The sequence below is a fragment of the Enterovibrio qingdaonensis genome, assembly GCF_028683135.1.
GTDB lineage: Bacteria > Pseudomonadota > Gammaproteobacteria > Enterobacterales > Vibrionaceae > Enterovibrio > Enterovibrio qingdaonensis.
Genome location: NZ_JAJUBB010000019.1, coordinates 1 through 24,015 on the forward strand (window position 1 = coordinate 1; position 24,015 = coordinate 24,015).

23 protein-coding genes are annotated in these 24,015 nt (G+C 48.9%); 19 read left to right on the forward strand and 4 right to left on the reverse strand.

Annotated features, from left to right (window positions below):
• The first annotated feature begins 139 nt into the window (after window positions 1–139).
• A complete protein-coding gene (locus LRP49_RS19775; RefSeq protein ID WP_274144252.1) occupies window positions 140–1,609 on the forward strand; it encodes a protein adenylyltransferase SelO in 1,470 nt (489 codons plus the stop codon).
• A gap of 95 nt (window positions 1,610–1,704) precedes the next feature.
• On the opposite strand, the gene LRP49_RS19780 is transcribed toward LRP49_RS19775, so the two are convergent.
• A complete protein-coding gene (locus LRP49_RS19780; RefSeq protein ID WP_274144254.1) occupies window positions 1,705–2,865 on the reverse strand; it encodes a 2-octaprenyl-3-methyl-6-methoxy-1,4-benzoquinol hydroxylase in 1,161 nt (386 codons plus the stop codon).
• A gap of 295 nt (window positions 2,866–3,160) precedes the next feature.
• On the opposite strand from LRP49_RS19780, the gene miaB reads away from it, so the two are divergent.
• The 6 genes from miaB to LRP49_RS19810 all read left to right on the forward strand — a co-directional run bounded on the left by miaB (window position 3,161) and on the right by LRP49_RS19810 (window position 9,360).
• Complete coding sequence (gene miaB, locus LRP49_RS19785; RefSeq protein WP_274144257.1) at window positions 3,161–4,585, forward strand: tRNA (N6-isopentenyl adenosine(37)-C2)-methylthiotransferase MiaB; 1,425 nt, start codon at window positions 3,161–3,163, stop codon at window positions 4,583–4,585.
• A gap of 103 nt (window positions 4,586–4,688) precedes the next feature.
• On the forward strand, window positions 4,689–5,765 hold the full coding sequence (locus tag LRP49_RS19790; protein ID WP_274144259.1) for a PhoH family protein: 1,077 nt from the start codon (window positions 4,689–4,691) through the stop codon (window positions 5,763–5,765).
• The gene (gene ybeY, locus LRP49_RS19795) at window positions 5,766–6,230 is read left to right on the forward strand and encodes an rRNA maturation RNase YbeY (protein WP_274144261.1); all 465 of its coding nucleotides are present in this window, start codon (window positions 5,766–5,768) and stop codon (window positions 6,228–6,230) included.
• Window positions 6,231–6,255: 25 nt separating this feature from the next.
• Window positions 6,256–7,125, forward strand: a complete 870-nt coding sequence (corC, locus tag LRP49_RS19800) for a CNNM family magnesium/cobalt transport protein CorC (protein WP_274144263.1) — start codon at window positions 6,256–6,258, stop codon at window positions 7,123–7,125.
• 7 nt (window positions 7,126–7,132) lie between these two features.
• Window positions 7,133–8,662 carry an apolipoprotein N-acyltransferase gene (lnt, locus tag LRP49_RS19805; RefSeq protein WP_274144265.1) on the forward strand — a complete coding sequence of 510 codons (1,530 nt, stop codon included), beginning with the start codon at window positions 7,133–7,135 and terminating at the stop codon, window positions 8,660–8,662.
• A 113-nt stretch (window positions 8,663–8,775) separates the two neighbouring features.
• The gene (locus tag LRP49_RS19810) at window positions 8,776–9,360 is read left to right on the forward strand and encodes a lipid-binding SYLF domain-containing protein (protein ID WP_274144267.1); all 585 of its coding nucleotides are present in this window, start codon (window positions 8,776–8,778) and stop codon (window positions 9,358–9,360) included.
• A 49-nt stretch (window positions 9,361–9,409) separates the two neighbouring features.
• On the opposite strand, the gene LRP49_RS19815 is transcribed toward LRP49_RS19810, so the two are convergent.
• On the reverse strand, window positions 9,410–9,895 hold the full coding sequence (locus LRP49_RS19815; protein ID WP_274144269.1) for a zinc ribbon-containing protein: 486 nt from the start codon (window positions 9,893–9,895) through the stop codon (window positions 9,410–9,412).
• A gap of 107 nt (window positions 9,896–10,002) precedes the next feature.
• On the opposite strand from LRP49_RS19815, the gene leuS reads away from it, so the two are divergent.
• The 12 genes from leuS to lipA all read left to right on the forward strand — a co-directional run bounded on the left by leuS (window position 10,003) and on the right by lipA (window position 22,586).
• The gene (gene leuS / locus LRP49_RS19820; RefSeq protein WP_274144271.1) at window positions 10,003–12,576 is read left to right on the forward strand and encodes a leucine--tRNA ligase; all 2,574 of its coding nucleotides are present in this window, start codon (window positions 10,003–10,005) and stop codon (window positions 12,574–12,576) included.
• A gap of 15 nt (window positions 12,577–12,591) precedes the next feature.
• Entirely contained in the window at window positions 12,592–13,260 is a 669-nt protein-coding gene (locus LRP49_RS19825) for an LPS-assembly lipoprotein LptE (RefSeq protein WP_274144273.1), read from the forward strand.
• Window positions 13,257–14,285: a DNA polymerase III subunit delta gene (gene holA, locus LRP49_RS19830; protein WP_274144274.1), complete on the forward strand. Its 1,029-nt coding sequence runs from the start codon at window positions 13,257–13,259 to the stop codon at window positions 14,283–14,285. Before LRP49_RS19825 ends, holA begins: the two co-directional genes overlap by 4 nt.
• 130 nt (window positions 14,286–14,415) lie before the next feature.
• The gene (gene rsfS / locus LRP49_RS19835) at window positions 14,416–14,733 is read left to right on the forward strand and encodes a ribosome silencing factor (RefSeq protein WP_274144276.1); all 318 of its coding nucleotides are present in this window, start codon (window positions 14,416–14,418) and stop codon (window positions 14,731–14,733) included.
• A 4-nt stretch (window positions 14,734–14,737) separates the two neighbouring features.
• Window positions 14,738–15,208, forward strand: coding sequence for a 23S rRNA (pseudouridine(1915)-N(3))-methyltransferase RlmH (gene rlmH, locus LRP49_RS19840; RefSeq protein ID WP_274144278.1), 471 nt, complete (start codon window positions 14,738–14,740; stop codon window positions 15,206–15,208).
• A 3-nt stretch (window positions 15,209–15,211) separates the two neighbouring features.
• Window positions 15,212–17,095 carry a penicillin-binding protein 2 gene (gene mrdA, locus LRP49_RS19845; protein ID WP_274144279.1) on the forward strand — a complete coding sequence of 628 codons (1,884 nt, stop codon included), beginning with the start codon at window positions 15,212–15,214 and terminating at the stop codon, window positions 17,093–17,095.
• Window positions 17,092–18,213 carry a peptidoglycan glycosyltransferase MrdB gene (gene mrdB, locus LRP49_RS19850; RefSeq protein WP_274144280.1) on the forward strand — a complete coding sequence of 374 codons (1,122 nt, stop codon included), beginning with the start codon at window positions 17,092–17,094 and terminating at the stop codon, window positions 18,211–18,213. Before mrdA ends, mrdB begins: the two co-directional genes overlap by 4 nt.
• Window positions 18,213–19,031 carry a septal ring lytic transglycosylase RlpA family protein gene (locus LRP49_RS19855; protein ID WP_274144282.1) on the forward strand — a complete coding sequence of 273 codons (819 nt, stop codon included), beginning with the start codon at window positions 18,213–18,215 and terminating at the stop codon, window positions 19,029–19,031. The genes mrdB and LRP49_RS19855 overlap by 1 nt, the downstream gene beginning before the upstream one ends.
• 93 nt (window positions 19,032–19,124) lie before the next feature.
• The gene (locus LRP49_RS19860) at window positions 19,125–20,297 is read left to right on the forward strand and encodes a serine hydrolase (protein WP_274144284.1); all 1,173 of its coding nucleotides are present in this window, start codon (window positions 19,125–19,127) and stop codon (window positions 20,295–20,297) included.
• Between the two features lie 245 nt (window positions 20,298–20,542).
• Window positions 20,543–20,812: a DUF493 family protein YbeD gene (ybeD, locus tag LRP49_RS19865; RefSeq protein WP_274144285.1), complete on the forward strand. Its 270-nt coding sequence runs from the start codon at window positions 20,543–20,545 to the stop codon at window positions 20,810–20,812.
• A gap of 128 nt (window positions 20,813–20,940) precedes the next feature.
• Window positions 20,941–21,624, forward strand: a complete 684-nt coding sequence (lipB, locus tag LRP49_RS19870; RefSeq protein ID WP_274144287.1) for a lipoyl(octanoyl) transferase LipB — start codon at window positions 20,941–20,943, stop codon at window positions 21,622–21,624.
• Window positions 21,621–22,586: a lipoyl synthase gene (gene lipA / locus LRP49_RS19875; RefSeq protein ID WP_274144289.1), complete on the forward strand. Its 966-nt coding sequence runs from the start codon at window positions 21,621–21,623 to the stop codon at window positions 22,584–22,586. The genes lipB and lipA overlap by 4 nt, the downstream gene beginning before the upstream one ends.
• Before the next feature lie 224 nt (window positions 22,587–22,810).
• Here the strand turns inward: lipA and LRP49_RS19880 are convergent, their stop codons facing one another.
• Both LRP49_RS19880 and LRP49_RS19885 read right to left on the reverse strand, forming a co-directional pair.
• On the reverse strand, window positions 22,811–23,260 hold the full coding sequence (locus LRP49_RS19880) for a hypothetical protein (RefSeq protein ID WP_274144291.1): 450 nt from the start codon (window positions 23,258–23,260) through the stop codon (window positions 22,811–22,813).
• Window positions 23,260–23,871: a hypothetical protein gene (locus LRP49_RS19885; protein ID WP_274144293.1), complete on the reverse strand. Its 612-nt coding sequence runs from the start codon at window positions 23,869–23,871 to the stop codon at window positions 23,260–23,262. The genes LRP49_RS19880 and LRP49_RS19885 overlap by 1 nt, the downstream gene beginning before the upstream one ends.
• Between the last annotated feature and the right edge of the window lie 144 nt (window positions 23,872–24,015).

The window sequence follows — 24,015 nt, forward strand, 5'->3', positions numbered from 1 at the left end:
CTGAGAGCTCGCCTAACGGCGGGCTTTCTTCGTTTCTGCCCTGCCAAATTTTTCCAACGCTTATTCCCTGCTTTCTCCGTGGTTGCATCAGTGTCCAATACCTGTACGCTTTAATAAGGACAGTAAGGAAGTGGTCACCGTGAGTAAGACAAACCCGATTTCAAACCAGATTTACCTCGATCTGCCAAATGACATGTACACGCCCTTAACGCCAAAGCGTGTGGAATCTCCCACTCTTCTGGCACTTAATCACGATCTGCTAAAAAGCTACGGGCTGGATTGTGAATGGTTTGAAGATGCTGAAGGTATTAACTACCTAGCAGGAAACGGCGACTATTCAGCCTCCAATCCGATTGCAATGGCGTATGCCGGACATCAATTTGGCCATTACTCTCCGTTGCTGGGCGATGGGCGAGCCCACATGCTAGGCCAACTCAAAATCTCAGATGAGCAATACGTCGACGTCCAACTGAAAGGCTCTGGAAGAACGCCCTATTCTCGTGGTGGGGATGGAAGAGCAACCGTAGGGGCTGTTATACGCGAATATTTGATGGGTGAAGCCATGGCAGGCTTAGGCATTCCAACCACTCGCACGATCGCTATCCTGAGTACAGGCGAAAACGTCATGCGAGACTACCAGATGGTAGCGGGCGGCATTCAGGCGCGCACAGCGTCGAGCCACATTCGTGTTGGCTCCTTTCAGTACGCTTACGCCAAAAATGGCGAGTCTGGCGTCAAGGCACTGGCTGATCACCTCATTCAATATCATTATCCTGAGCTTTCTGAGCGCGATGATAAATACCCTGCTCTGCTAGAGGCCATCGGCATCCGGCAAGCTACCCTTATCGCGCAGTGGATGTTAGTTGGCTTTATTCACGGCGTCATGAACACAGACAATATGTCATTGGTTGGAGAGACCATCGATTTTGGTCCGTGCGCCTTCATGGACGAATTTAAAGCAAGCAAGGTATTTAGCTCTATCGACAGAGAAAGTAGATATGCGTGGAACCAACAAGCGAATATTGGTTACTGGAACCTTTCGCGCTTGGCGGAAACCTTGCTGCCTTTGTTCGACAGCGATTCAGAGCAAGCCATCAAGATTGCGGAAGCGCGGTTGCAGACTTACGTATCCACCTTCCAAGAAACTTTCCAGCAAGGGCTAAAAGCCAAGCTCGGCATCACGTCAGACAACGAATTAGCGAAAGATTTGATTAACAGCGCGCTTCCCACCCTCGAACGCGAAGGTATCGACTTTACGCTGTTCTTTGATGCGCTGACTCGCCATGCGATAGGTGAAAGTGACGCTGAATTGCTGTTGCTGTTTTCGACACCTGATGTCGGCCAAGCATGGTTATCTCAGTGGAAACAAGTGCGAGATAGCAGTGAAGAAGCCGTTAAAGCGATGCGACAAGCCAACTCGGCTTTGATTGCGAGAAACCATCAGGTAGAGAAAGCCATAGACGATGCCATGGAGCGAAATGACTTCACCCTCTTCCATCGTTTAGCAGAAGCGTTGAAGACGCCGTATGAAGTATCACAACAGAATCGCGACCTGCAAGCCGCCCCAGAACCACAAGAACGCGTGCTAAGGACCTTATGCGGAACCTAACAGTTGCGCCAAAATAAGATTTAGCGACATTTCTGACGCAGGATAAATGGCGATAAGCATTAGGCAAGTCGCCATTTTGGCAAGTAAGAAGGATGCTAAAGCCCCATTGCGTACTTAAGCACCTGCTGCTTAATAGGCCCACTGTTCTCAGCCACCTTTAATCCAACGTTACGCAGCAATTTGAGCGGTGCAATATCATTGCTAAAACCACCATAGAACACGTCCATACCAGTTTGCATCACAAGATTATCTGGTTTGCGCTTGCGTTCGTAGGCTTTCAATACGGCATCATCCAGCCATTCAACGCCAGCATCCGCCACGACGTCCAGTAATGCATCGACATCTTTAAAGCCAAGGTTCACACCCTGCCCTGCCAGTGGGTTGATGGTGTGCGCAGCATCGCCGAGCAGCACGACGTTATTTCGGTAGTAACGCTGAGCATGACGACGAGTCAATGGAAAGGCCCCTTGCCCGATGACGTCAATGTCCCCTAACTCTTTCGGGAAGTGTTTCAGAATTTCTTCACGCAACGCTTCAGGTGACATACCGCAAAGCTGCTTGATGCGCGCTGGGCTGTCATACCAGACCAATGACCCTTGATGTCCCGGTAACGGCAAGAAAGAGCGCGGGCCATCTGGCGTAAACCATTGCCAAGTGATGTCTTGTTGAGGAAGCGCAGTGTTAACGTTCACTAACATGCAGTGCTGACGATAATCCCACGCCGTCACACCGATTTTGCCGTAATCACGCACGCGAGAGTTCGCGCCATCGGCACCTAGCAGCCATTTGCCATGAAGCATCTCGCCATTTTCCAGCTCTACCACATGACCGGTTTCATCAGCCAGCATGGCAACGATATTACCCGGGCAAATGACCTCTAGGTTTGCCTGTGCTTCGCAGCCCTTCCAAAGGGCCAGCTGCAGAACTCGATTTTCGACAATATACCCAAGCTCAGACAGGTTCATATCCTCAGCACTAAATCGTATGCGGCACTCAGGATGCTCCCAAGTTTCAAGTCTGCGATAAGGACAAAGACGCATCTTTTCGACATCGTTCCAGACTTTTAGGGATTTAAGTAGGGCGATTGATGCAGGAGAAATCGCGGAAACACGCAAATCCATGGGCTGTTCAGGTGAATAAGCCACTGGCGCATTGCGCTCAACCATTGCGACGCGCTTTCCTTGCTTAGCAAGGCCCAATGCGGCCGCAGCACCTACCATGCCACCGCCCACGACAATAATATCGAATTGTTTCATAACACAATCTCTTTATAAGCTGACATCATTCTACCTGTAAGGCAGCACGTTAGTACAAGAACTGCAAAAATCTCAGGAACAATTCCACTAAAAATTTGGGGGGAACGCGATCTGGTCACAGAATGACTAAAGCAGTACAATACGCGGCTTATCAGAGCCCAGCCCAGCTTAAGCAGGGTGGTGGGATACACAGAATAGTGATTTTCGGTTGAGATGAGTCGGTGCTAGACAGCCTGCTCCTTTGATATCTCGCTCAACCGAAAGATATAAAACATTAACATGAGCAATAAGTTACATGGCTAAGAAACTGCTGATCAAAACCTGGGGCTGCCAGATGAACGAATACGATTCATCAAAAATGGCGGATCTTCTTAACGCGGCCGGTGGCTACGAGCTAACCGAGGAGCCAGAAGAAGCGGATGTACTGCTTCTTAATACCTGTTCAATCCGCGAAAAGGCTCAGGAAAAAGTGTTCCACCAGCTAGGTCGCTGGAAAAACCTGAAGGATCAAAAGCCTGGCCTTGTAATTGGCGTAGGTGGCTGTGTAGCAACGCAGGAAGGCGACCACATTCGTGAACGCGCACCGTATGTTGATGTGATCTTTGGCCCACAGACGTTGCACCGTCTGCCACAGATGATCAAACAGTCTCAGCAAGATCATGGTCCTGTCATGGACATTTCTTTCCCAGAGATCGAAAAATTCGATGCATTGCCTGAGCCGCGCGCCGAAGGCCCAACAGCATTTGTTTCCATCATGGAAGGCTGTTCGAAGTACTGTACCTACTGCGTCGTGCCTTATACCCGTGGTGAAGAAGTAAGCCGTCCGTTGGATGACGTACTTTACGAAATTGCTCAGCTCGCAGAGCAAGGCGTGCGTGAAGTAAACTTGCTGGGTCAAAACGTAAATGCCTACCGTGGTGACACGCATGAAGGCGACGTATGTACGTTTGCTGAATTGCTGCGCTATGTAGCTGCGATTGACGGCATCGACCGTATTCGCTATACCACCAGCCACCCAATTGAATTCACTGATGACATCATTGAAGTCTACAGTGATACGCCAGAGTTGGTTAGTCATTTGCACTTGCCAGTGCAAAGTGGTTCAGACCGTATTCTGACACTGATGAAACGCCCACATACGGCGATTGAGTACAAGTCGAAAATCCGCAAGCTGCGTGCTGTGCGTCCTGATATTGCCATGAGCTCTGACTTCATTGTTGGATTCCCAGGTGAAGAAGACGCCGATTTCCAAGCAACCATGAAGCTGATCCGTGATATCAACTTCGACATGAGCTTTAGCTTTATTTTCTCTCCACGTCCGGGTACGCCAGCGGCTGATTTCCCAGACGATACACCAGAGCAAGTGAAGAAAGAGCGTCTGTACGAGCTGCAACAGCAAATCAACGCCCAGTCGATGATCTACTCACGCCAAATGGCGGGTACTGAACAGCGTATTTTGGTAGAAGGTCCATCGAAGAAGAACCTGATGGAACTGCGCGGCCGTACTGAAAACAACCGCGTGGTGAACTTTGAAGGTTCTGTTGATTTGATCGGTCAATTCGTAGACGTGAAAATCACAGACGTGCTTACCAACTCACTGCGCGGTGAACTGATTCGCACTGAAAAAGAAATGAACCTGCGCGTGGCGGTGTCACCTGCAGAGATGATGGCAAAAACACGCAAAGAAGATGATCTTGGCGTAGGCGTGTATACTCCGTAATAATACGGAGGCCATTTAGCCATCCCAAGCCCTGCAATGACGCAGGGGAAATCACCGTTATCGGCGCGAGATACAAGCGCCGATAGCACTTGCGAGGACAGCGTTGAACAAAATCATTACTTTGGAAGTATCACTGGAACCAGCTGATAATTCACGCCTTGCCAGCCTGTGCGGCCCGTTTGATGACAACATCAAGCATCTCGAACGCCGTTTGGGTGTGGAAATCAACCATCGTAGTCACGAATTCTCTGTTGTTGGCAAGCCTCACACGGCCACTGCTGCAATCGACATCCTCAAAACGCTTTACGTTGACACTGCCCCCGTCAAAAACCGTTATCCGGATATTGAACCGGATCAGGTCCATTTGGCGATCAAAGAAAGCGGCGTCTTAGAGCAAAATGTCGAGTCAACGATCCCTTACGGCAAAGAGATCAACATCAAGACCAAGAAAGGCGTCATTAAACCGCGCACACCCAATCAGGCACAATACATTGCCAATATGGTGACGCATGACATCACCTTTGGTATTGGTCCTGCAGGTACCGGTAAGACCTATCTGGCTGTTGCCGCAGCGGTTGATGCACTGGAACGTCAGGAAATCCGTCGCATTCTGCTTACGCGCCCTGCGGTCGAAGCGGGAGAAAAGCTCGGTTTTCTGCCTGGTGACTTGAGCCAAAAGGTTGACCCCTACCTTCGCCCTCTTTACGACGCCCTGTTTGAAATGCTGGGTTTTGAGCGCGTAGAAAAACTGATTGAACGTAATGTCATTGAAGTGGCACCACTGGCTTACATGCGTGGTCGCACACTCAATGATGCCTTCATCATTTTGGATGAAAGTCAGAACACCACTGTCGAACAGATGAAGATGTTCCTGACCCGTATCGGTTTTAACAGCCGCGCCGTGATCACTGGTGACGTAACCCAAATCGACTTGCCCCGCAACGCAAAGTCTGGCCTACGCCACGCCATTGAAGTGTTAGCAGATGTGAACGAAATTAGCTTCAATTTCTTCCAAGCTGATGATGTGGTTCGACACCCTGTGGTTGCCCGTATTGTCCTTGCTTATGAAGCTTGGGAAGCGGAAGACGCCAAAGCACGTAAACATGCTGAAGAGCGTCGTCGACTAGAAAGAGAAGCCGCAATGAGCACCACTGTACACACAGAAGAGAAGCAATCTTAAATGCAATATTTCGTTGATCTTCAAATCGCGACACAAAACACTGATAATCTGCCGTCCGAAGCACAGCTACAAAGCTGGTTCGAGCAGGCTGTAAAGTCCTTCCGCGAGCAAGCGGAAGTGACAATCCGAATCGTTGACGAATTCGAAAGTCAGTCGCTTAACCGTGACTATCGCGGTAAAGACAAACCGACTAACGTTTTGTCATTTCCATTCGAAGCTCCTCCTGGTGTAGAGTTAGATCTGCTAGGCGACTTGGTAATTTGCCGCCAAGTTGTGGAAAATGAAGCACAAGAACAGAATAAAGACCTGTTTGCCCATTGGGCGCACATGGTTGTACATGGCAGTCTCCATCTGCTAGGTTATGACCATATTGACGATGAAGAAGCGGAAGAAATGGAATCTCTAGAGATTTCCATTATGAATGCGCTGGGCTTTGATAACCCTTACGCAGCCGACTTTATCTAATATCAACGTTGTAAAAATTGAGACAATGAACGAAGACAACTCACAAAGCTCTGAAGGTCCGAGTAGAAAGACCTTCTTCGAACGTTTAGGACAGTTCTTTCAGGGTGAGCCGAAAGACCGTCAGGAACTGGTAGATGTATTCCGTGACTCGGAACAGAACGATCTGATCGACCACGATACACGGGATATGCTTGAAGGCGTTATGCAGATTTCTGAAATGCGCATTCGAGACATCATGATTCCGCGTTCGCAGATGGTGACCATCGAACGCTCACAGCCTCTTGAAGAAATCATCACGATTATCAATGACGCGCAGCACTCACGCTACCCTGTGATCAGCGACGACAAAGACCATGTTGAAGGCATTCTGCTAGCAAAAGATTTGCTGCGCTATTTAATGGCGAACAGCGAACCATTCGACATCGACAAAGTAATCCGCCCTGCAGTCGTAGTGCCGGAAAGCAAGCGTGTTGACCGTCTACTGAAAGAATTTCAGGAAGAACGCTACCACATGGCGATCGTTGTCGACGAATTCGGCGGCGTGTCTGGCGTGGTAACCATTGAAGATATTCTTGAGGAAATCGTTGGCGACATCGAAGATGAATACGACGATGAAGAAGAGCAAGAAATCCGTCAGCTCAGCAAGCACACCTTTGCGGTGAAAGCACTGACCACGCTGGAGGACTTCAATGAGAAATTCGGTTCTCATTTCAATGACGACGACATTGACACGATTGGCGGTCTAGTCATGACCAGCTTCGGTCATTTGCCTGCACGTGGCGAAGAAGTGGACATCGAAAACTTCCATTTCAAAGTCACTGCAGCTGACAGTCGACGTATCATCCAATTGCAGGTTACTATTCCGGATACTACTGCAGAGGAAGAAACGGCTTAAACGTCAAATGCTAGCTATACAAACTTTAAAGCGGCCCCAAGTATTCATGCGGATCTTCGGGGCCGCTTTTTCTGGCGCACTCGCCACGTTGGCCTTCGCGCCATACTCATTCTGGCCAGCCATGCTGGTTTCCTTGGTTTCCCTATTATTGCTCCTCTATGGGCAATCGCCTAAACGTGCCGCACTAATCGGTTTCAGTTGGGGTCTGGGCCAATTTGGTACAGGCATCGGCTGGGTATACGTCGTCATCGCCAACTTCGGCGGACTGCCAACCGCAGTCGGGTTAAGCCTCATCGCATTGCTGGTGATGTTCCTGTCGCTGTATCCTGCGTTGTTCGCATTTATCCTTCAACGTATCAAACTGCCTCTTTCGATTTCCTACTTATTGTTCGCACCCTCACTGTGGCTGCTTATCGATTGGTTCCGAGGCTGGTTCCTCACGGGCTTTCCTTGGCTATGGCCGGGTTATAGCCAAATTGATGGGCCACTGGCTTCTTTTGCGCCAATGTTTGGCGTACAAGGTATCACGCTTGCCCTGCTCATCATTTCTGGCTCCGTCGCCATCACGGTCATCACACGCAAAGCGTCAGCTTTACTGCCCGCTTTAGTGGTTGCCATTGTGGGCACGCTATCAAGTCAGATTAACTGGGTACAGGAAACGGGCAAAGACGTCGACGTGGCCATGGTACAAGGTAATGTCCCACAGGAACTGAAATGGCTGCCAAGTCAACGCTGGCCAACGCTATTAAGCTACCAAGACATGACTCGCCAAAACTGGGATGCAGACATCGTCATATGGCCTGAAGCAGCAATACCAGCCCTAGAGCGCGATTTGCCCGATTTCTTGCATCGTCTGGATGCTGCCGCCATCAATAATCACACCGCATTGATCACAGGCGTCCTCGACCAAACCGATGATGGGCAGTTCTACAACAATGTCATTACCTTAGGTGAGAATGGCGAAAACGGTTATACCTACCCGGCAACGCAGAGCTATAGCAAACACCATCTGTTGGTGTTTGGTGAGTTCGTCCCGTTCGCCGACCTGCTTCGTCCGTTAGCACCGCTGTTTAATTTGCCGATGTCATCCTTCAGTCGTGGGAGTTACACACAGCCAAACATCAATGCCAAGGGCTATCAGTTAGCTCCGGCGATATGTTATGAGATCGCATTTAACGATCAGGTTCGTCAAAGCCTGACCCCAGATTCTGATTTCATTCTTACGCTGTCGAACGACACCTGGTTTGGCCGCTCTATTGGTCCTCACCAGCATCTGGAAATTGCCCGCATGCGCGCCTTGGAAAACGGCAAACCTGTCCTTCGTGCAACAAACACAGGCCTGACAGCAGCAATTGGCTATAAAGGTGAGCTGATCAAGCAGATCCCTCAGTTTGAAACTGCGGTATTACGCGCGAAGGTACCAACTACCCAAGGACAAACGCCCTACACCCAATTTGGTGATTGGCCCTTGTATGTATGGATATCGCTTTCAATGGGAGCGGCATTCTTTATGACCAGAAAGCAGAAAATTCGATAAGTGTTTAGCTTGTCGCAAAAGTAAGAGAGAACATTCCGTCTCTCTTCAAGTCTAATTCAGGCAGAGTGCTTACAATAGCACCCTGCCTGTTTTGTTTTGTGAAGGAGTCACTGATGCGTGTCGCTTTGCGTTTGTCTCTGGGCTTTTTCCTTGCCCTGTCCACCTTTTTAGTTAAACCCGCCTTCGCCGATACGGATGCTGAATTGTTTGCCGATACCCGTGCAGCGCTTGCGAACTTTCACCGCTTTGAAACTGTAAAACCCTTCTTTGATACTGCCTATGGCTATGCCGTATTTCCATCCGTGGGCAAAGGTGGTTTTTGGATTGGAGGTGCATATGGCAACGGCTTGGTTTACGAACGAAACAACACCGTTGCCAAAGCAGAGCTTGTCCAAATATCAGTAGGTCTCACCTTTGGCGGACAAGCGTTTAGTGAGATTCTTTTCTTTGAAGACAAATCCACATTTGACGCCTTCATGGCGGGCAGTTTTGAACTCGGTGCGCAAGCGTCAGCCACCGCGCTCACGGAGGGAGCAGCAGCGCACGTAGGTACTACTGGAACCTCTGCCAGTGCTGGTAACACACAATCTAAAGCCTATTACATCAATGGCACGGCCATCTTCACCCAAGCCAAAGGCGGCCTGATGATTGAAGCCGCCATCGCAGGCCAGAAATTCAACATTGAACCATTAAGATAACGTCAAAATGGTTGCTAAAGGGCGCACGTCGCGCCCTTTTGTGTTCCTGTCAGGCAGGAAAAGCTTTACGGCTGAATTGCTTGTTTCCACACTTGATGCAAGGCGTGAGTACATCAACGTGTGTGTGCTCGGTTTGATTCCCACACTTCTCACAAATCAAAATACCAAGCCCCACCACCTCGCCAGCCGAATACACGCCGTGGTGCTGAATATCTTGGAGCACCTCTCGCCATTCTAGCTGCGTCTTATCGGTAATTTCGGCCAGTTGCTCCCACAGAGTGTTAGCAATCAGGCGTTTAAACAGTTCGCTGTCCTCTTTTTCAGCTTCTGATTCGTTGTAACGCGCGCCGAACTCCTGAACATCGCGTTTGAAATAGGCTTCTATCAACGCCAGTTCATCTTTGGTCATGTCTGACGCCGCCGTGAAATAGCGTTCAGACAATTCAACCCAACGTTGTAGCTCTTCTGGACTGTGCTTTAAAGCGTCACCGATCCGCTGAACAAGCACTTTATATTCCGCTTTTTGCTCTGACATAGGCCACCTCTGCATTCAAGTGTTGTTGCGCCTTCTACCTTTAGTTATTCTATGTCGATTATTTTGGTTCATTTTATACCTATCTCACAATTTCCCGGATGTCATCGATGCAAGAACAATACCGTCCACAGGACATAGAGCCCAAAGTTCAGGCTGAATGGGACAACAACAAAACCTTCGTAGTTACTGAAGACCCAAGCAAAGAGAAATTCTACTGCCTATCCATGTTCCCGTACCCAAGCGGTCGCCTACACATGGGTCACGTACGTAACTACACCATCGGTGATGTGATCTCTCGCTACCAGCGCCTACAAGGCAAGAACGTCATGCAACCAATCGGTTGGGATGCATTCGGCCTGCCAGCAGAAAACGCTGCGGTTAAAAACAAAACTGCACCTGCGCCTTGGACTTACGAGAACATCGAATACATGAAGAACCAGCTCAAACTGCTGGGCTTCGGCTATGACTGGGATCGTGAATTCGCAACCTGTACCCCAGAGTACTACCGTTGGGAACAAGAATTCTTCACAAAACTGTACGAAAAAGGTCTGGTTTACAAGAAGACCTCTTCTGTTAACTGGTGCCCTAACGACCAGACCGTTCTGGCGAACGAGCAGGTTGAAGACGGTTGTTGCTGGCGTTGTGACACCCCAGTAGAGCAAAAAGAAATTCCACAGTGGTTCATCAAAATCACTGCGTACGCGCAAGAGTTGCTGGACGATCTGGAAACACTGGACGGTTGGCCTGAGCAGGTTAAAACCATGCAGCGCAACTGGATTGGCCGCTCTGAAGGTGTTGAGCTGAAGTTCCAAGTGGCTGGCGAAAGCGATCTGGAAGTGTACACCACCCGTCCTGACACCCTGATGGGCGTGACTTACGTGGGTATTGCAGCAGGTCACCCTCTGGCGACCAAAGCAGCACAGAACAACCCAGAGCTGGCTGCATTCATCGAAGAATGTAAAAACACCAAGGTTGCTGAAGCAGAGCTAGCGACCATGGAGAAGAAGGGTATGGACACTGGCCTGAAGGCTATCCACCCTCTAAATGGCCGTGAAGTACCAATCTTCATCGCAAACTTCGTACTGATGGATTACGGCACAGGTGCGGTAATGGCAGTACCTGGCCACGATCAACGTGACTTCGAGTTCGCAACCAAATACGGTCTGAACATTGAAGCTGTGATTCTGGCAGAAGACGGCAACGCGCCAGACATCTCTGAAGCAGCACACACCGAAAAAGGTGCGCTGTTCAACTCTGGTGAGTTTGACGGCCTGAGCTTCGAGCAAGCATTCGATGCAATTGCAGCGAAACTGGAATCAGAAGGCAAAGGTCACAAGACCGTTAACTTCCGTCTACGTGACTGGGGTGTATCTCGTCAACGTTACTGGGGTTCTCCAATCCCAATGGTGACTACTGAAGATGGCCAAGTGCACCCAGTGCCGGCTGACCAACTGCCAGTAATTCTGCCAGAAGATGTTGTGATGGACGGCGTAACCAGCCCGATCAAAGCAGACAAAACGTGGGCAGAGACCACATACAACGGTCAACCTGCGCTGCGTGAAACAGATACCTTCGACACCTTCATGGAATCGAGCTGGTACTACGCGCGCTACTGTTCGCCAAAAGCTGACGAGATGCTGGATTCAGACGCAGCAAACTACTGGCTGCCAGTTGACCAGTACATCGGTGGTATTGAGCACGCAGTAATGCACCTGCTTTACTCTCGCTTCTTCCACAAACTGCTACGCGATGCAGGCTACGTGAAGTCTGACGAGCCGTTCAAGCGTCTGCTGTGTCAAGGCATGGTGCTGGCTGATGCGTACTACTACAACAACGACAAAGGCGCGAAAGTTTGGGTTTCTCCAACTGAAGCGACCGTTGAGCGTGACGAGAAAGGCCGCATCACCACAGCCGTAGATACTGAAGGTAACAACCTTGTTCACTCAGGCATGACCAAAATGTCTAAGTCGAAGAACAACGGTATCGACCCACAAGAGATGGTTGATAAGTACGGTGCTGATACCGTGCGTCTGTTCATGATGTTCGCATCACCAGCAGACATGACCCTTGAGTGGCAAGAATCTGGCGTTGAAGGTGCTAACCGCTTCCTGAAGCGTGTTTGGAAGCTGGTCTTCGAACACACTGCGAAAGGTGACGTAGCCGCTCTGGATACATCTGCACTGAACGCTGATCAGAAGACGCTACGCCGTGAAGTTCACAAGACTATCGCGAAAGTGAGCGATGACATTGGCCGTCGTCAAACCTTCAACACCGCGATCGCCGCTGTGATGGAACTGATGAACCGTCTGACCAAAGCACCTCAAGACACTGACGCTGACCGTGCAATTCTGGACGAAGCAGTGAAAGCTATCGTTGCGATGCTTTACCCAATCACCCCGCACATCAGCACTGAGCTATGGGCTGCGCTGGGTCAAACTGACATCGACAACACGGTTTGGCCTGTTGCCGACAAAGACGCAATGGTTGAAGACGAAAAACTGATCATTGTTCAGGTGAACGGTAAACTTCGTGCGAAAATCACGGTTGCTGCTGACGCTGCGAAAGAAGACGTCGAAGCAATGGCACAAAATGACGAGCACGTAGTGAAGTTCACGGAAGGTAAGACCATCCGTAAAGTCATCTACGTACCAGGTAAACTGGTTAATATCGTTGCTAACTAATACAGGGAGTATTCGGTGAAATCGATCTTTCGCTCTCTCCGAACCCTGCTTGTCGTGGTGGCCGCTTTGGCCACCGCGTCTTGCGGATTCCATCTTCGCGGCAGCTACAATTTGCCCGACGAAATTAAAACCCTTTCAGTAACGAGCTTTGACCAGTACGGCAAGCTAACTCGGGAAATGAAATCCCAGCTTCGCCAATACGACATTGACCTCGTCACACCTGCTGCCACCGTTGCCAACCTCAATTTGAATGGCGAAAGCTACGGCGAAAGCACCTTGTCTTTGTACCAAAACAGCCGCGTAGCAGAAAAGCAGTTTGCCTACACAGTCAGCTACTCCGTGACTGTGCCAGAAAAAGGCAGCTATAACTTTTCCACATCGTTAAGTCGCACCTATCTTGATAACCCACTCACCGCACTTGCGAAATCCGTGGAAGAAGAGATGCTGGCTCAAGAGATGCGCGTAGAAGCCACCAAGCAAATCATGCGACAACTTGCGCGCCTTAACGCCCACATCGAAGAATATGAGCGTAAGGAAGCGGAAGAAAAAGCCCTGCGTGAGCTATACCAAGGTGTTGACCAGAAAAAACCTGCGATCACCATCGAAACACGTTTCGAGGGTAAAGATGAACAACGTGGTAAACCACTATCCAGCTACTCCACCAGTGGTGACAGTACGCAATGAGGGTTTATCCAGAACAACTGACACAGCGCCTCTCACAAGGCCTGTGTAAGACTTATCTGCTATTTGGCAACGAGCCACTTCTTAAGCAAGAGTCCATTCAGAACATTTTGGATGAAGCTGCAAAGCAAGGCTTTGATGAAAAGCACCGCTTTACGATCGACAGTCAGCTCAACTGGCAAGACATTTATGACTGCTGTCAGGCACTCAGTCTGTTCGCCAATCGCCAAGTTCTCATCATCACCTTCCCTGAGAACCCGCTGACCGCCGCGCAAGCAAATGCATTGAAGGAGCTCGCACCGCTTCTCCATCAAGACGTATTGCTCGTGTTCGATGGCCCTCGCTTAAACAAAAAACAAGAATCTGCGCAATGGTTTACCCTTTTTCAAAAAGAGGGTCTGTATGTACCCTGCAACACGCCTGACGCGCGACAGTTGCCACGCTTTATCGAAAACCGTTGCCATAGCTTGGGGCTTAAACCTGATCACGAGTCGATTCTTTTGCTGGCACAATGGCACGAAGGAAACCTTTTAGCCTTGTCCCAAAGCCTGATGAAGCTTCAGCTGCTTTATCCTGATGGCGAATTGACGCTCGTGCGCTTGAAAGAAGCCTTGTCACGCCACAATCATTACACCCCTTTCCAGCTCACCGATGCATTGATCGAAGGGAAAGCCAAGCGCGCCATTCGTATTGTTCGTCAACTAGAAGCGGAAGGCGTTGAGATCACTATCTTGCTACGCGTGATCCAAAAAGAGCTAGTTCAACTGTGCAAAATGCAGGAGTACGGGGCGTCAGGGATGGGATTGAGCAAAATATTCGATCACTTCCGCGTGTGGCAAAACCGCCGAGCACCACTGACAGCTGCCCTTCATCGCTTGCCATTACCTGCTCTGATGCAGTTACTGAGAAGCCTGGCGGACATTGAAACCATGGTTAAGACCGATTTCGACAGTCAACCTTGGCCAGCGTTAGCTGCGTTTTCGCTTAACATGTGCGGACACACTGTCCAACTATCTTCTGTCAACTGACAGTCAATTAGACGTCGACGTGTTTTATTCAAATACGTCGATGTTATAATTTTCCGATCCGTCCAGCAGAACGGATGTTCAATTCCTCAAGCCTCACGCTATGAGGACTAGTATCTACAAGGGGTTAACTTTGCTTCCGGAACAACTTCAACATTTCGTTGTCGATAAAGCCGATGATATGAAAGCTGCAGACATCATCACGATTGATGTCCGTGAGAAAAGTAACATCACTGACTTCATGGTGCTTTGCACAGGAAATTCAAAACGCCATGTTGCTTCAATTGCCGAACACGTCGCTGACGAAGCACGTGCTGCAAATATTCTTTACTTGGGCATGGAAGGCGAAAACGAAGGTGAATGGGTCGTACTGGATCTCGGTGATGTCATGTTGCACGTCATGCAAGATGAGCAACGTCAGTTGTACCAGTTAGAAAAACTGTGGAACTGATTAAATGAAAATTCAGTTAATTGCTGTTGGCACAAAAATGCCGAAATGGATCGAAGAAGGCTACAAAGAATATAGCCGTCGATTCCCCAAAGATATGCCGCTTGAACTGGTAGAAATCACTGCTGGTAAACGCGGTAAAAATGCCGATATTGCACGCATCCTACAAAAAGAAGGTGAAGCAATGTTGGCGGCGGTACCAAAAGGCAACCGTATCGTTACGTTAGATATTCCGGGAAAGCGCTGGGACACTGAACAATTGGCAGAACAGCTGGAAAGCTGGAAGATGGATGCCCGCGACGTGTCGATTCTCATTGGAGGCCCAGAAGGATTAGCCCCAGCCTGCAAAGCGGCGGCCGATCAAAGCTGGTCACTCTCTCCTCTAACACTGCCACATCCGCTTGTGCGTGTTGTGATGGCAGAAAGCCTTTACCGAGCCTGGAGTATCACAGCTAATCACCCTTATCACCGAGAATAATTCATGAAGTACAAGCGTAGTCCTATACGCGATCATCAGGCTGAGTCTTCTTTGTTTTTCCGCCGGGCCGTTGTGGCTTTCGGCGGTATTGTCGTTCTCGTTGGTATCCTTTTGCTCAACCTCTATAACATTCAGGTTAAAGAGCACGACGATTACATCACCCGTTCCAACGATAACCGCATTAAGGTCGTCCCTGTCGCACCCAACCGTGGCCTAATCTACGATCGCCATGGCAAGATTTTGGCCGAAAACCGTCCGGTCTACGCGTTAGAAATTACCCCTGAGCAAGTCAAAGATATCCCGGGCACCATTGAGCGTCTTAAAGAAATCCTTCCTATCACGGAAAGAGAGCTTAAAAACTTTGAACGCGACAGAAAGCGTTCGCGCCGTTTTAATGCCGTTGCGTTGAAAAACCAACTGACAGAAGAAGAAGTCGCGGTATTTTCTGCCAATCAATACAAATTCCCTGGCGTTGAAATCAAAGGCTACCTAAAGCGTTACTACCCATATGGCGACGCACTCACCCATGTGTTGGGCTATGTGGCCAAAATTAACGACAAGGACATCGCGCGCCTCGAGCGAGAAGAACTTATCAGTAACTATAAGGCGACCCGAGATATCGGTAAGCTAGGTATTGAACGCTTCTACGAAAATGTTCTCCATGGCACCGCCGGATACCAAGAGGTTGAGGTTAATAGCCGAGGCCGCATTATCCGCACGTTAAAATATGTGCCTCCCGAGCCGGGTAAAGATCTGGTCCTCAACATTGATGTCGACCTACAACTCTATGTTCGCAATATTCTCGGTGACCGACGTGCCGCGGTGGTTGTGCTGGATCCGAAAGATTCTTCCGTGCTCGCCATGGTATCGACGCCAAGCTATGACCCGAACTTGTTCGTTAATGGCATTTCCGGCAAAGATTATCGCGCCCTACTGAACGACAAGAACCGCCCGCTGGTTAACCGCGCAACGCTTGGTATCTACCCACCAGCGTCGACGGTTAAACCGTTTATTGCGGTCTCGGCACTGGAAGAGAAAATCATTACGCCAAATACCACGCGTAACGACCCCGGCTATTGGCGACTACCAAACTCCAATTCACGCCCATTCCGTGATTGGCTGCCTTGGGGACATGGTCGCGTCAATATCGTCCAGTCGATTGAAGAATCCGTTGATACCTTCTTCTATCAAATTGCGTACGACATGGGCATCGACAAGCTTTCCAGTTGGATGAGCAAATTCGGTTTTGGTGACTTTACAGGCATCGACATTTACGAAGAAAGCAAAGCCAACATGCCAACCCGTGAATGGAAAATGGGTCGATACCGACAACCTTGGTACAAAGGTGACACGATTCCCGTCGGCATCGGTCAAGGCTATTGGACAGCGACACCTATGCAAATCGCTAAAGCGACCGCAGTGTTGGTAAATCACGGTAAGGTCTACCCACCGCACCTTCTGATGCGCACTGAAAAAGAAGGCGTGAAAGAAGAGGTGCAATTGTCGCCATACCCACCAATCGCGAACGTCGATGAGAAATACTGGAACATGGCTCTGGAAGGCATGCACTTGGTAAACCACGGTCGCAAAGGCACGGCAAGACGACACTTTGCCGATGCCAAATACGAAACGGGTGGTAAGTCAGGTACGGCTCAGGTCTTTGGCTTGGGTGAAGATGAAGAATACAAAGCCGACGAAGTGGCTGAACACTTGCGCGACCACGCACTTTACACTGGCTTTGCGCCGTTTGATAACCCGAAAGTGGTTGTCTCTATGGTACTTGAAAACGCCGGTGGTGGTTCAAGCAATGGTGCCCCCATTGCGCGCCGTATATTCGATCATGTGCTTCTAGGCGAAGACAAAACCAGCGGAGAAAAAGTCCAATGAGTATTCTTGCGTCCTCGGGCCAAAAGAAATCACTGTTTGATCGTTTACACCTCGATGCCCCGCTCCTACTCGGCATTTTGGCGTTAATGGGATTCGGTCTTTTGGTCATGTGGAGCGCAAGTGGACAAAACGTTGCCATGATGGAGCGCCAAGTGTTCAGGATGTTTCTGGCACTTGGCGTCATGTTTGTACTCGCACAGGTGTCTCCCAGGCACTACGAATTTTGGGCACCTTACCTCTACATCGTAGGCCTGTGTATGCTGATCGCGGTCTTGCTCTTCGGTGAAACCGCAAAAGGGGCACAACGCTGGCTAAACCTTGGCGTCATCACCTTTCAGCCGTCAGAGCTTATCAAACTTGCCGTGCCACTGATGGTGGCGCGCTTTATCGGAAAAGAGCCTTTACCCCCGCGATTTAGAACCTTGGTCTTTGGCTTGGTTCTGGTTTTTGTTCCCACTATCCTCATTGCAAAACAACCTGATCTTGGTACCTCAATCCTTATCGCCGCTTCGGGTATTTTCGTCCTCTTTCTTTCAGGGATCAGTTGGAAAATTATCATTGGTGCAGTCAGTCTGCTCGCGTCTTTCATTCCCGTACTCTGGTTTTTCCTCATGCGCGAGTATCAACGTACCCGCGTTAGAACACTTTTTGACCCAGAATCTGATCCGCTTGGTGCGGGCTATCACATTATCCAATCTAAGATTGCCATAGGATCTGGTGGCATTTCAGGCAAAGGTTGGTTACATGGCACGCAGTCTCAACTCGAGTTCTTGCCAGAGCGTCATACCGACTTTATCTTTGCCGTGATCGCAGAAGAATGGGGCATGATCGGTGTGGCATGTTTGCTCACACTCTACCTTTTCGTTATCGGTCGAGGACTGCTGCTGGCAAGCCGTGCCCAGACAGCTTTTGGACGCATGATGGCAGGAAGTGTCGTATTGAGCTTCTTCGTTTATGTGTTTGTTAATATCGGGATGGTGAGCGGTATTTTGCCTGTGGTGGGTGTTCCCCTTCCACTGGTCAGCTACGGAGGTACATCAATGGTGACCCTCATGGCAGGCTTTGGCATTTTAATGGCCATCCATACTCACAGAAAAATGCTCTCGAAGGCGTTGTAATGAAAAAATACTTAGTGATGTCTGTTTTGGTGTTGGCAGGTTGTGCGACCACAGAGAATGATGGCCGATACACACTGGCTGACGATACCGCGCCAGACGTTGTGCCTACCCTTCAACACGTTGAAGACGCACAACCACGTTATGAGCCTTATAGCCGAGCGGGAAACAAAGACTATACCGTTCTTGGTGAGCAGTATCATGTACTGAAAAACCCTGAGGACTATTCTGAAACAGGCATAGCCTCGTGGTATGGCAAGAAGTTCCATGGACACAAAACCTCAAATGGTGAGATTTATGACATGTACTCCATGTCCGCTGCGCACAAAACGCTGCCTCTCCCAAGTTATGTTGAAGTGGAAAACACCGCGAACGGTAAGAAAGCCATTGTTCGAGTGAACGATCGCGGCCCTTTTCATGAAGGCCGAATCATCGATTTGAGCTATGCCGCAGCCTCAAAACTTGACGTACTAAAAACGGGCACCGCACCTGTTAAAGTGACACTGCTAAAAGTAGATAAACCGGCGGATGATACCGAATGGCAAGGCGCGCGCCTGAACCGCTATTTTGTACAACTGGTCGCCATTTCAGACAAAGAAAAAGCACAACGTGCCGCTGAAACCTTTGGAAAACAGCTCGACCAGCCAACCGACATTCTGCAAGCGGGTAATGTGTATCGTGTTCGTTTAGGGCCATTCTATGATTACGATAAAACCCAGAATGCCGCCATGCGAGCGCGTGAACATCAAATAAATGAAGCTTTTGTTGTAGTTGAACCGATCACTAATGAACCGACGCCAAATTTGAATGTCAGTAATTAGTAAGTTGTTGTAACCCCGTCTGACACTTGCCTACCTATCTGATATAGTGTGGGCTGTTTTGACTAGAGAAATACCGAGTAAGTACCTAAATTTATGAAAAAATCACCCTCATTGTTGCGCTCTTTAGTCTTATCGACCGCTGTTTTAACTTCTGCGAGCGTTTTCGCAGCACCAAGCGTTGTACCTGATGCCCCACAAATCGCGGCAAAAGGCTACGTATTGATGGACTACAACTCAGGTAAAGTTCTGGCTGAGCACAATGCTCACGAGCGTCTGAACCCAGCGAGTCTAACCAAAATGATGACCAGTTATGTTATTGGTCAGGAAATCGAACGCGGCAATATCAGCCTCGATGATGAAGTGGTGATCAGCAAAAACGCGTGGGCGAAAAACTTCCCAGGCAGCTCGAAAATGTTCATCGAAGTTGGCACGACTGTGACCGTCAACGAACTGAACCACGGCATTATCATTCAATCAGGTAACGATGCATGTGTGGCAATGGCTGAACACATCGCGGGCTCTGAAGATTCTTTTGTTGATCTAATGAACGGCTGGGCGAAATCGCTGGGCATGAAAGACACACATTTCATGAACGCGCACGGCTTAGATCATGACGACCTTTATTCAACGCCTTACGACATGGCATTGCTTGGTCAAGCACTGATCCGCGACGTTCCAGAGGAATACCGCATATACAGTGACAAGCAATACACCTACAACGGCATTACCCAATACAACCGTAACGGTCTGCTTTGGGATAAGAGCATGAACGTTGATGGCATCAAAACCGGCCACACTGACAAAGCGGGTTACAGCCTAGTTAGCTCAGCAACCGAAGGCAAAATGCGCCTGATTGCGGTTGTGATGGGTACAAACAGTGCCAACGCGCGTAAAGCAGAAAGTAAGAAACTGCTGAACTACGGTTTCCGCTTCTTCGAAACAGTTGAGCCACACAAAGCAAACGAAACCTTCGTGACAGAAAAAGTATGGATGGGTGACACAGACCAAGTAGCACTGGGTGTAACCGAAGATACTTACGTCACTCTGCCACGCGGCAAAGCGAAAGATCTGGAAGCGAGCTTCGTACTGGAAAAAACGCTGGAAGCCCCTATCGCGAAAGGCGACGTTGTCGGCAAACTTTACTACCAAGTTGATGGTGAAGACGTTGCGGAATACCCATTGGTTGCACTAAACGATGTCAAAGAAGGTGGCCTATTCAGCCGCTTGATGGATTACATCGTGATGTTCTTCAAGAACCTATTCTAAGCACCCAATACGACGAATATAAGGGCAGTGACTTCACTGCCCTTTTTATTTTCCACTTTCGCCCCCATATACCTTTATGTGGTGAGCGCGCATCATCTTGTTTTCTTTTAACAGGACGATTACTATTCTCCCCCAATTATATTCGTGATCGAAATCTCAGTTCCTGCGATACCTACACAGTGCACAGGAGCTCGTACAAACAAGTATTCGGCTGCTTTTTTCTGCCGCCGATTGTGGAGTCATACATGCAAGAAGAACCAAAACTGAGAGACTTACTGGAGTTCCCGTGTAAGTTCACTTACAAAGTGATGGGCTATGCGAAGCCAGAGCTTCCAGATCTGGTTTTGGAAGTGATTCAGCGTCACGCCCCAGGCGACTACAGCCCGACTGTAAAGCCAAGCGGTAAAGGCACCTATCACGCGGTATCTGTGACCATTACAGCCACCTCTATTGAACAAGTTGAAACGCTGTACAAAGAACTGGCTGATATCGAAATCGTTCGTATGGTTCTGTGATCAGCTCACGCTAATCGCGTAATACCCTTACTGACGGCGGCTGTTAATTCAGCCGTCGCTCGTTATAATATCTCACTGGCATTTCGAAGATTTGTCATCTTCTTACCGCAATTCCCGTCGGATTTCGGATGAAGCTTTCGCAAACTGGCAGGTGTACTTTGCAGCAAAATCGTCTCATCATCAGACAGCTTGGATTGCGCCCTTACGAGCCGACCTTTCAAGCCATGCACACGTTCACTGACGAACGTGAAAGTGATACGCTAGATGAAATTTGGCTGGTAGAGCATGAGCCTGTGTTTACCCAAGGTCAGGCTGGCAAAGCGGAGCATTTGCTCGCAACGGGTGACATTCCCGTTGTTCAGAGTGATCGCGGTGGGCAAGTCACCTACCATGGTCCCGGTCAGCAGGTTGCCTATGTGCTGATTGACCTAAAGCGGAAGAAGATGGGTGTTCGCGAGCTGGTTACCCATATCGAGAACATTGTGATCGATACGCTCGCGCATTACGGTATTGAATCCCGAGCTCGTCCAGATGCACCGGGTGTGTATGTGGGTGATAACAAAATCTGCTCGTTGGGTCTTCGGATCCGTCGGGGCTGTTCGTTCCACGGATTGGCACTAAACGTCAATATGGACTTGTCACCGTTCCTGCGCATTAACCCATGTGGTTATGAAGGCATGGCGATGACACAAACCGTCGATTTAGGGGGCCCAGCATCGCTTGCTGAGCTTTACCCTGTGTTAGTTGATAAACTGACTTCGCACCTCGGCTACGATGAGGTGGAGTCCCTAACAGAAAGCAACGAATTATGAGCAAACCGATCCAGATGGAACGCGGCGTTAAGTACCGCGATGCAGACAAAATGGCGCTCATCCCGGTCAAAAACATGCCGACCGAGCAAAAAGAGATGCTGCGCAAGCCTGAGTGGATGAAGATCAAACTTCCATCAGACAGTAAACGTATCCAAGACATCAAGTCTGCGCTGCGTAAAAACAATCTGCACTCGGTGTGCGAAGAAGCGTCTTGCCCTAACTTGGCAGAATGTTTTAACCATGGCACCGCGACCTTCATGATTCTGGGTGCGATTTGTACCCGTCGTTGCCCTTTCTGCGATGTTGCACATGGCCGTCCAAACCAGCCGGATGAAAATGAGCCAGCGAAACTGGCAAAAACCATCAGCGACATGAAGCTAAAATACGTGGTTGTTACCTCGGTAGACCGTGATGACCTGCGTGATGGTGGTGCGAAGCACTTTGCGGACTGTACCCGCGAAATTCGTGCCCTGAACCCAGAAATCCGCATCGAGACGCTGGTGCCTGACTTCCGTGGTCGTATGGACACCGCGCTTGAGCTTCTGAAAGACAACCCGCCAGATGTGTTCAACCACAACCTGGAAACCGCACCTCGCCTTTACCGTAAAGCGCGTCCGGGTGCGAACTACAAATGGTCTCTGGAGCTGCTGAAGAAGTTCGGTGAAATGCACCCTGACGTCCCGACCAAGTCTGGCGTAATGATGGGTCTGGGTGAAACCAAAGAAGAAATTATTCAAGTCCTGAAAGACTTGCGTGAACACGGTGTGACCATGCTGACCTTGGGTCAGTACTTGGCACCAAGCCGTCACCACCTTCCGGTAGAGCGTTACGTGCCACCTGAAGAGTTTGACGAGCTGCGTGATATTGCGTTAGAACTAGGCTTCACACACGCTGCGTGTGGTCCGTTCGTTCGCTCTTCTTACCATGCAGACCTGCAAGCACAGGGCGTGGAAATCAAGTAAGAGCCAACGTGAATCTAAATACGAAAACGCCGAGCATTGCTCGGCGTTTTTTGTTTCTGGTCGTTGAGGCTTGGGTGGTGAGGGGGGAAAGTATCGTGGCACTTTAGGTGGATTGGGACAATTTCGATAACTTCATAAAAGCTGCTGGCTTTATTGTTCGAGAGCATTGGCTGCTGACGCAGCCAAAATTAACAATGAATACTTGTGTTAAATAGCTACTTGTTTTAAGCACCACCTAGCCCGACAACAGCCCTCATATTACTAAAGCCACTTGAAGAAAATGAAGTATTCATAATGTTCAGCGATTCAGAATTGGCTGTAACATTTATCCCAAATGGCCTTAAGTTTAATTTATGGACAACAATAGTGCCGTCATTCCTTTTCTCACAATCAATCACCTCTCCATCTGGCGTTGTTACTTTTACACCATTGCTACGCTTCAGCACAATCACTGCTGGATTTGTTGAGAAGTTGTCTTTGACAAGGGGGTACCATTCAGTACCTTGTTGATTCATTGGCACATTAATCCAAATGTGCGGTGTATCTCCGTCACCGACTAGAATTGGAGAAAATCCATTAAAATCGATCAGTGTTTGCACGTTCTTTAGTGAGTTTGACCCAATTAGCATCTGTTCAGGGGCTGAGTAATTACTAGGCAGTGATTCAATTTTCATCACTTATCTCCCCCTTGAGTTAAATGAACTCGACGCTTCCTATTTTGAGTAAAATGCGCATCAACGACTGATAACAATTGTTCTTTTTCTTTCTCGTCATCTGACTTAATTTTTTTCTTTACCAAAATTGAAATGCCTATACCTACAACTACCGCAACAATTTCCCACGTTGCTAAACTAGGATCTTTCTTATCTATCAAAGAAGCAATTGTCTTCCCTGCAACTGTAATCACAACTCCAGCCGTACCGCCTGCAATCAAATTAAACCACGTTTCAGAGCTAGATGACTTTTTTAAAATACTAAACTCATACCGCGTAAGGTCATACGGTTTTTCAGCAACATACCTCTCAGGCTCATAATCAATCCCCCCTTCCATAATCAAAGGAGTATCAAAAGTCTCGCCTCGAACATGCGGGGTATCATCTACAACAGTTTTTTCTAACACATAAAACCCCTTTTGATTCAAAAAAGCGCAGCCATTTGCCAGATTCACAACAAAACAATCGAAATTGTCAGCATCTAAGGCGGCTGAAATATAACACGCTGATTTAAATGAATTATATCTGAGGAACTGGAATTGTGAGCGAAATGGAAAGATATGTAGTTCCATTCCTACAAACTTCTCGAGCAACAACAAGAAAACCTAATAGTGCAGCTTGATGAGAGACTGATTAGTTTTGCATTAACTAATACGATACGGAAAATTTTGGAGTTACTTAGGCCCTAGCCCCCACCTCTCCACTTCTTTTAACCG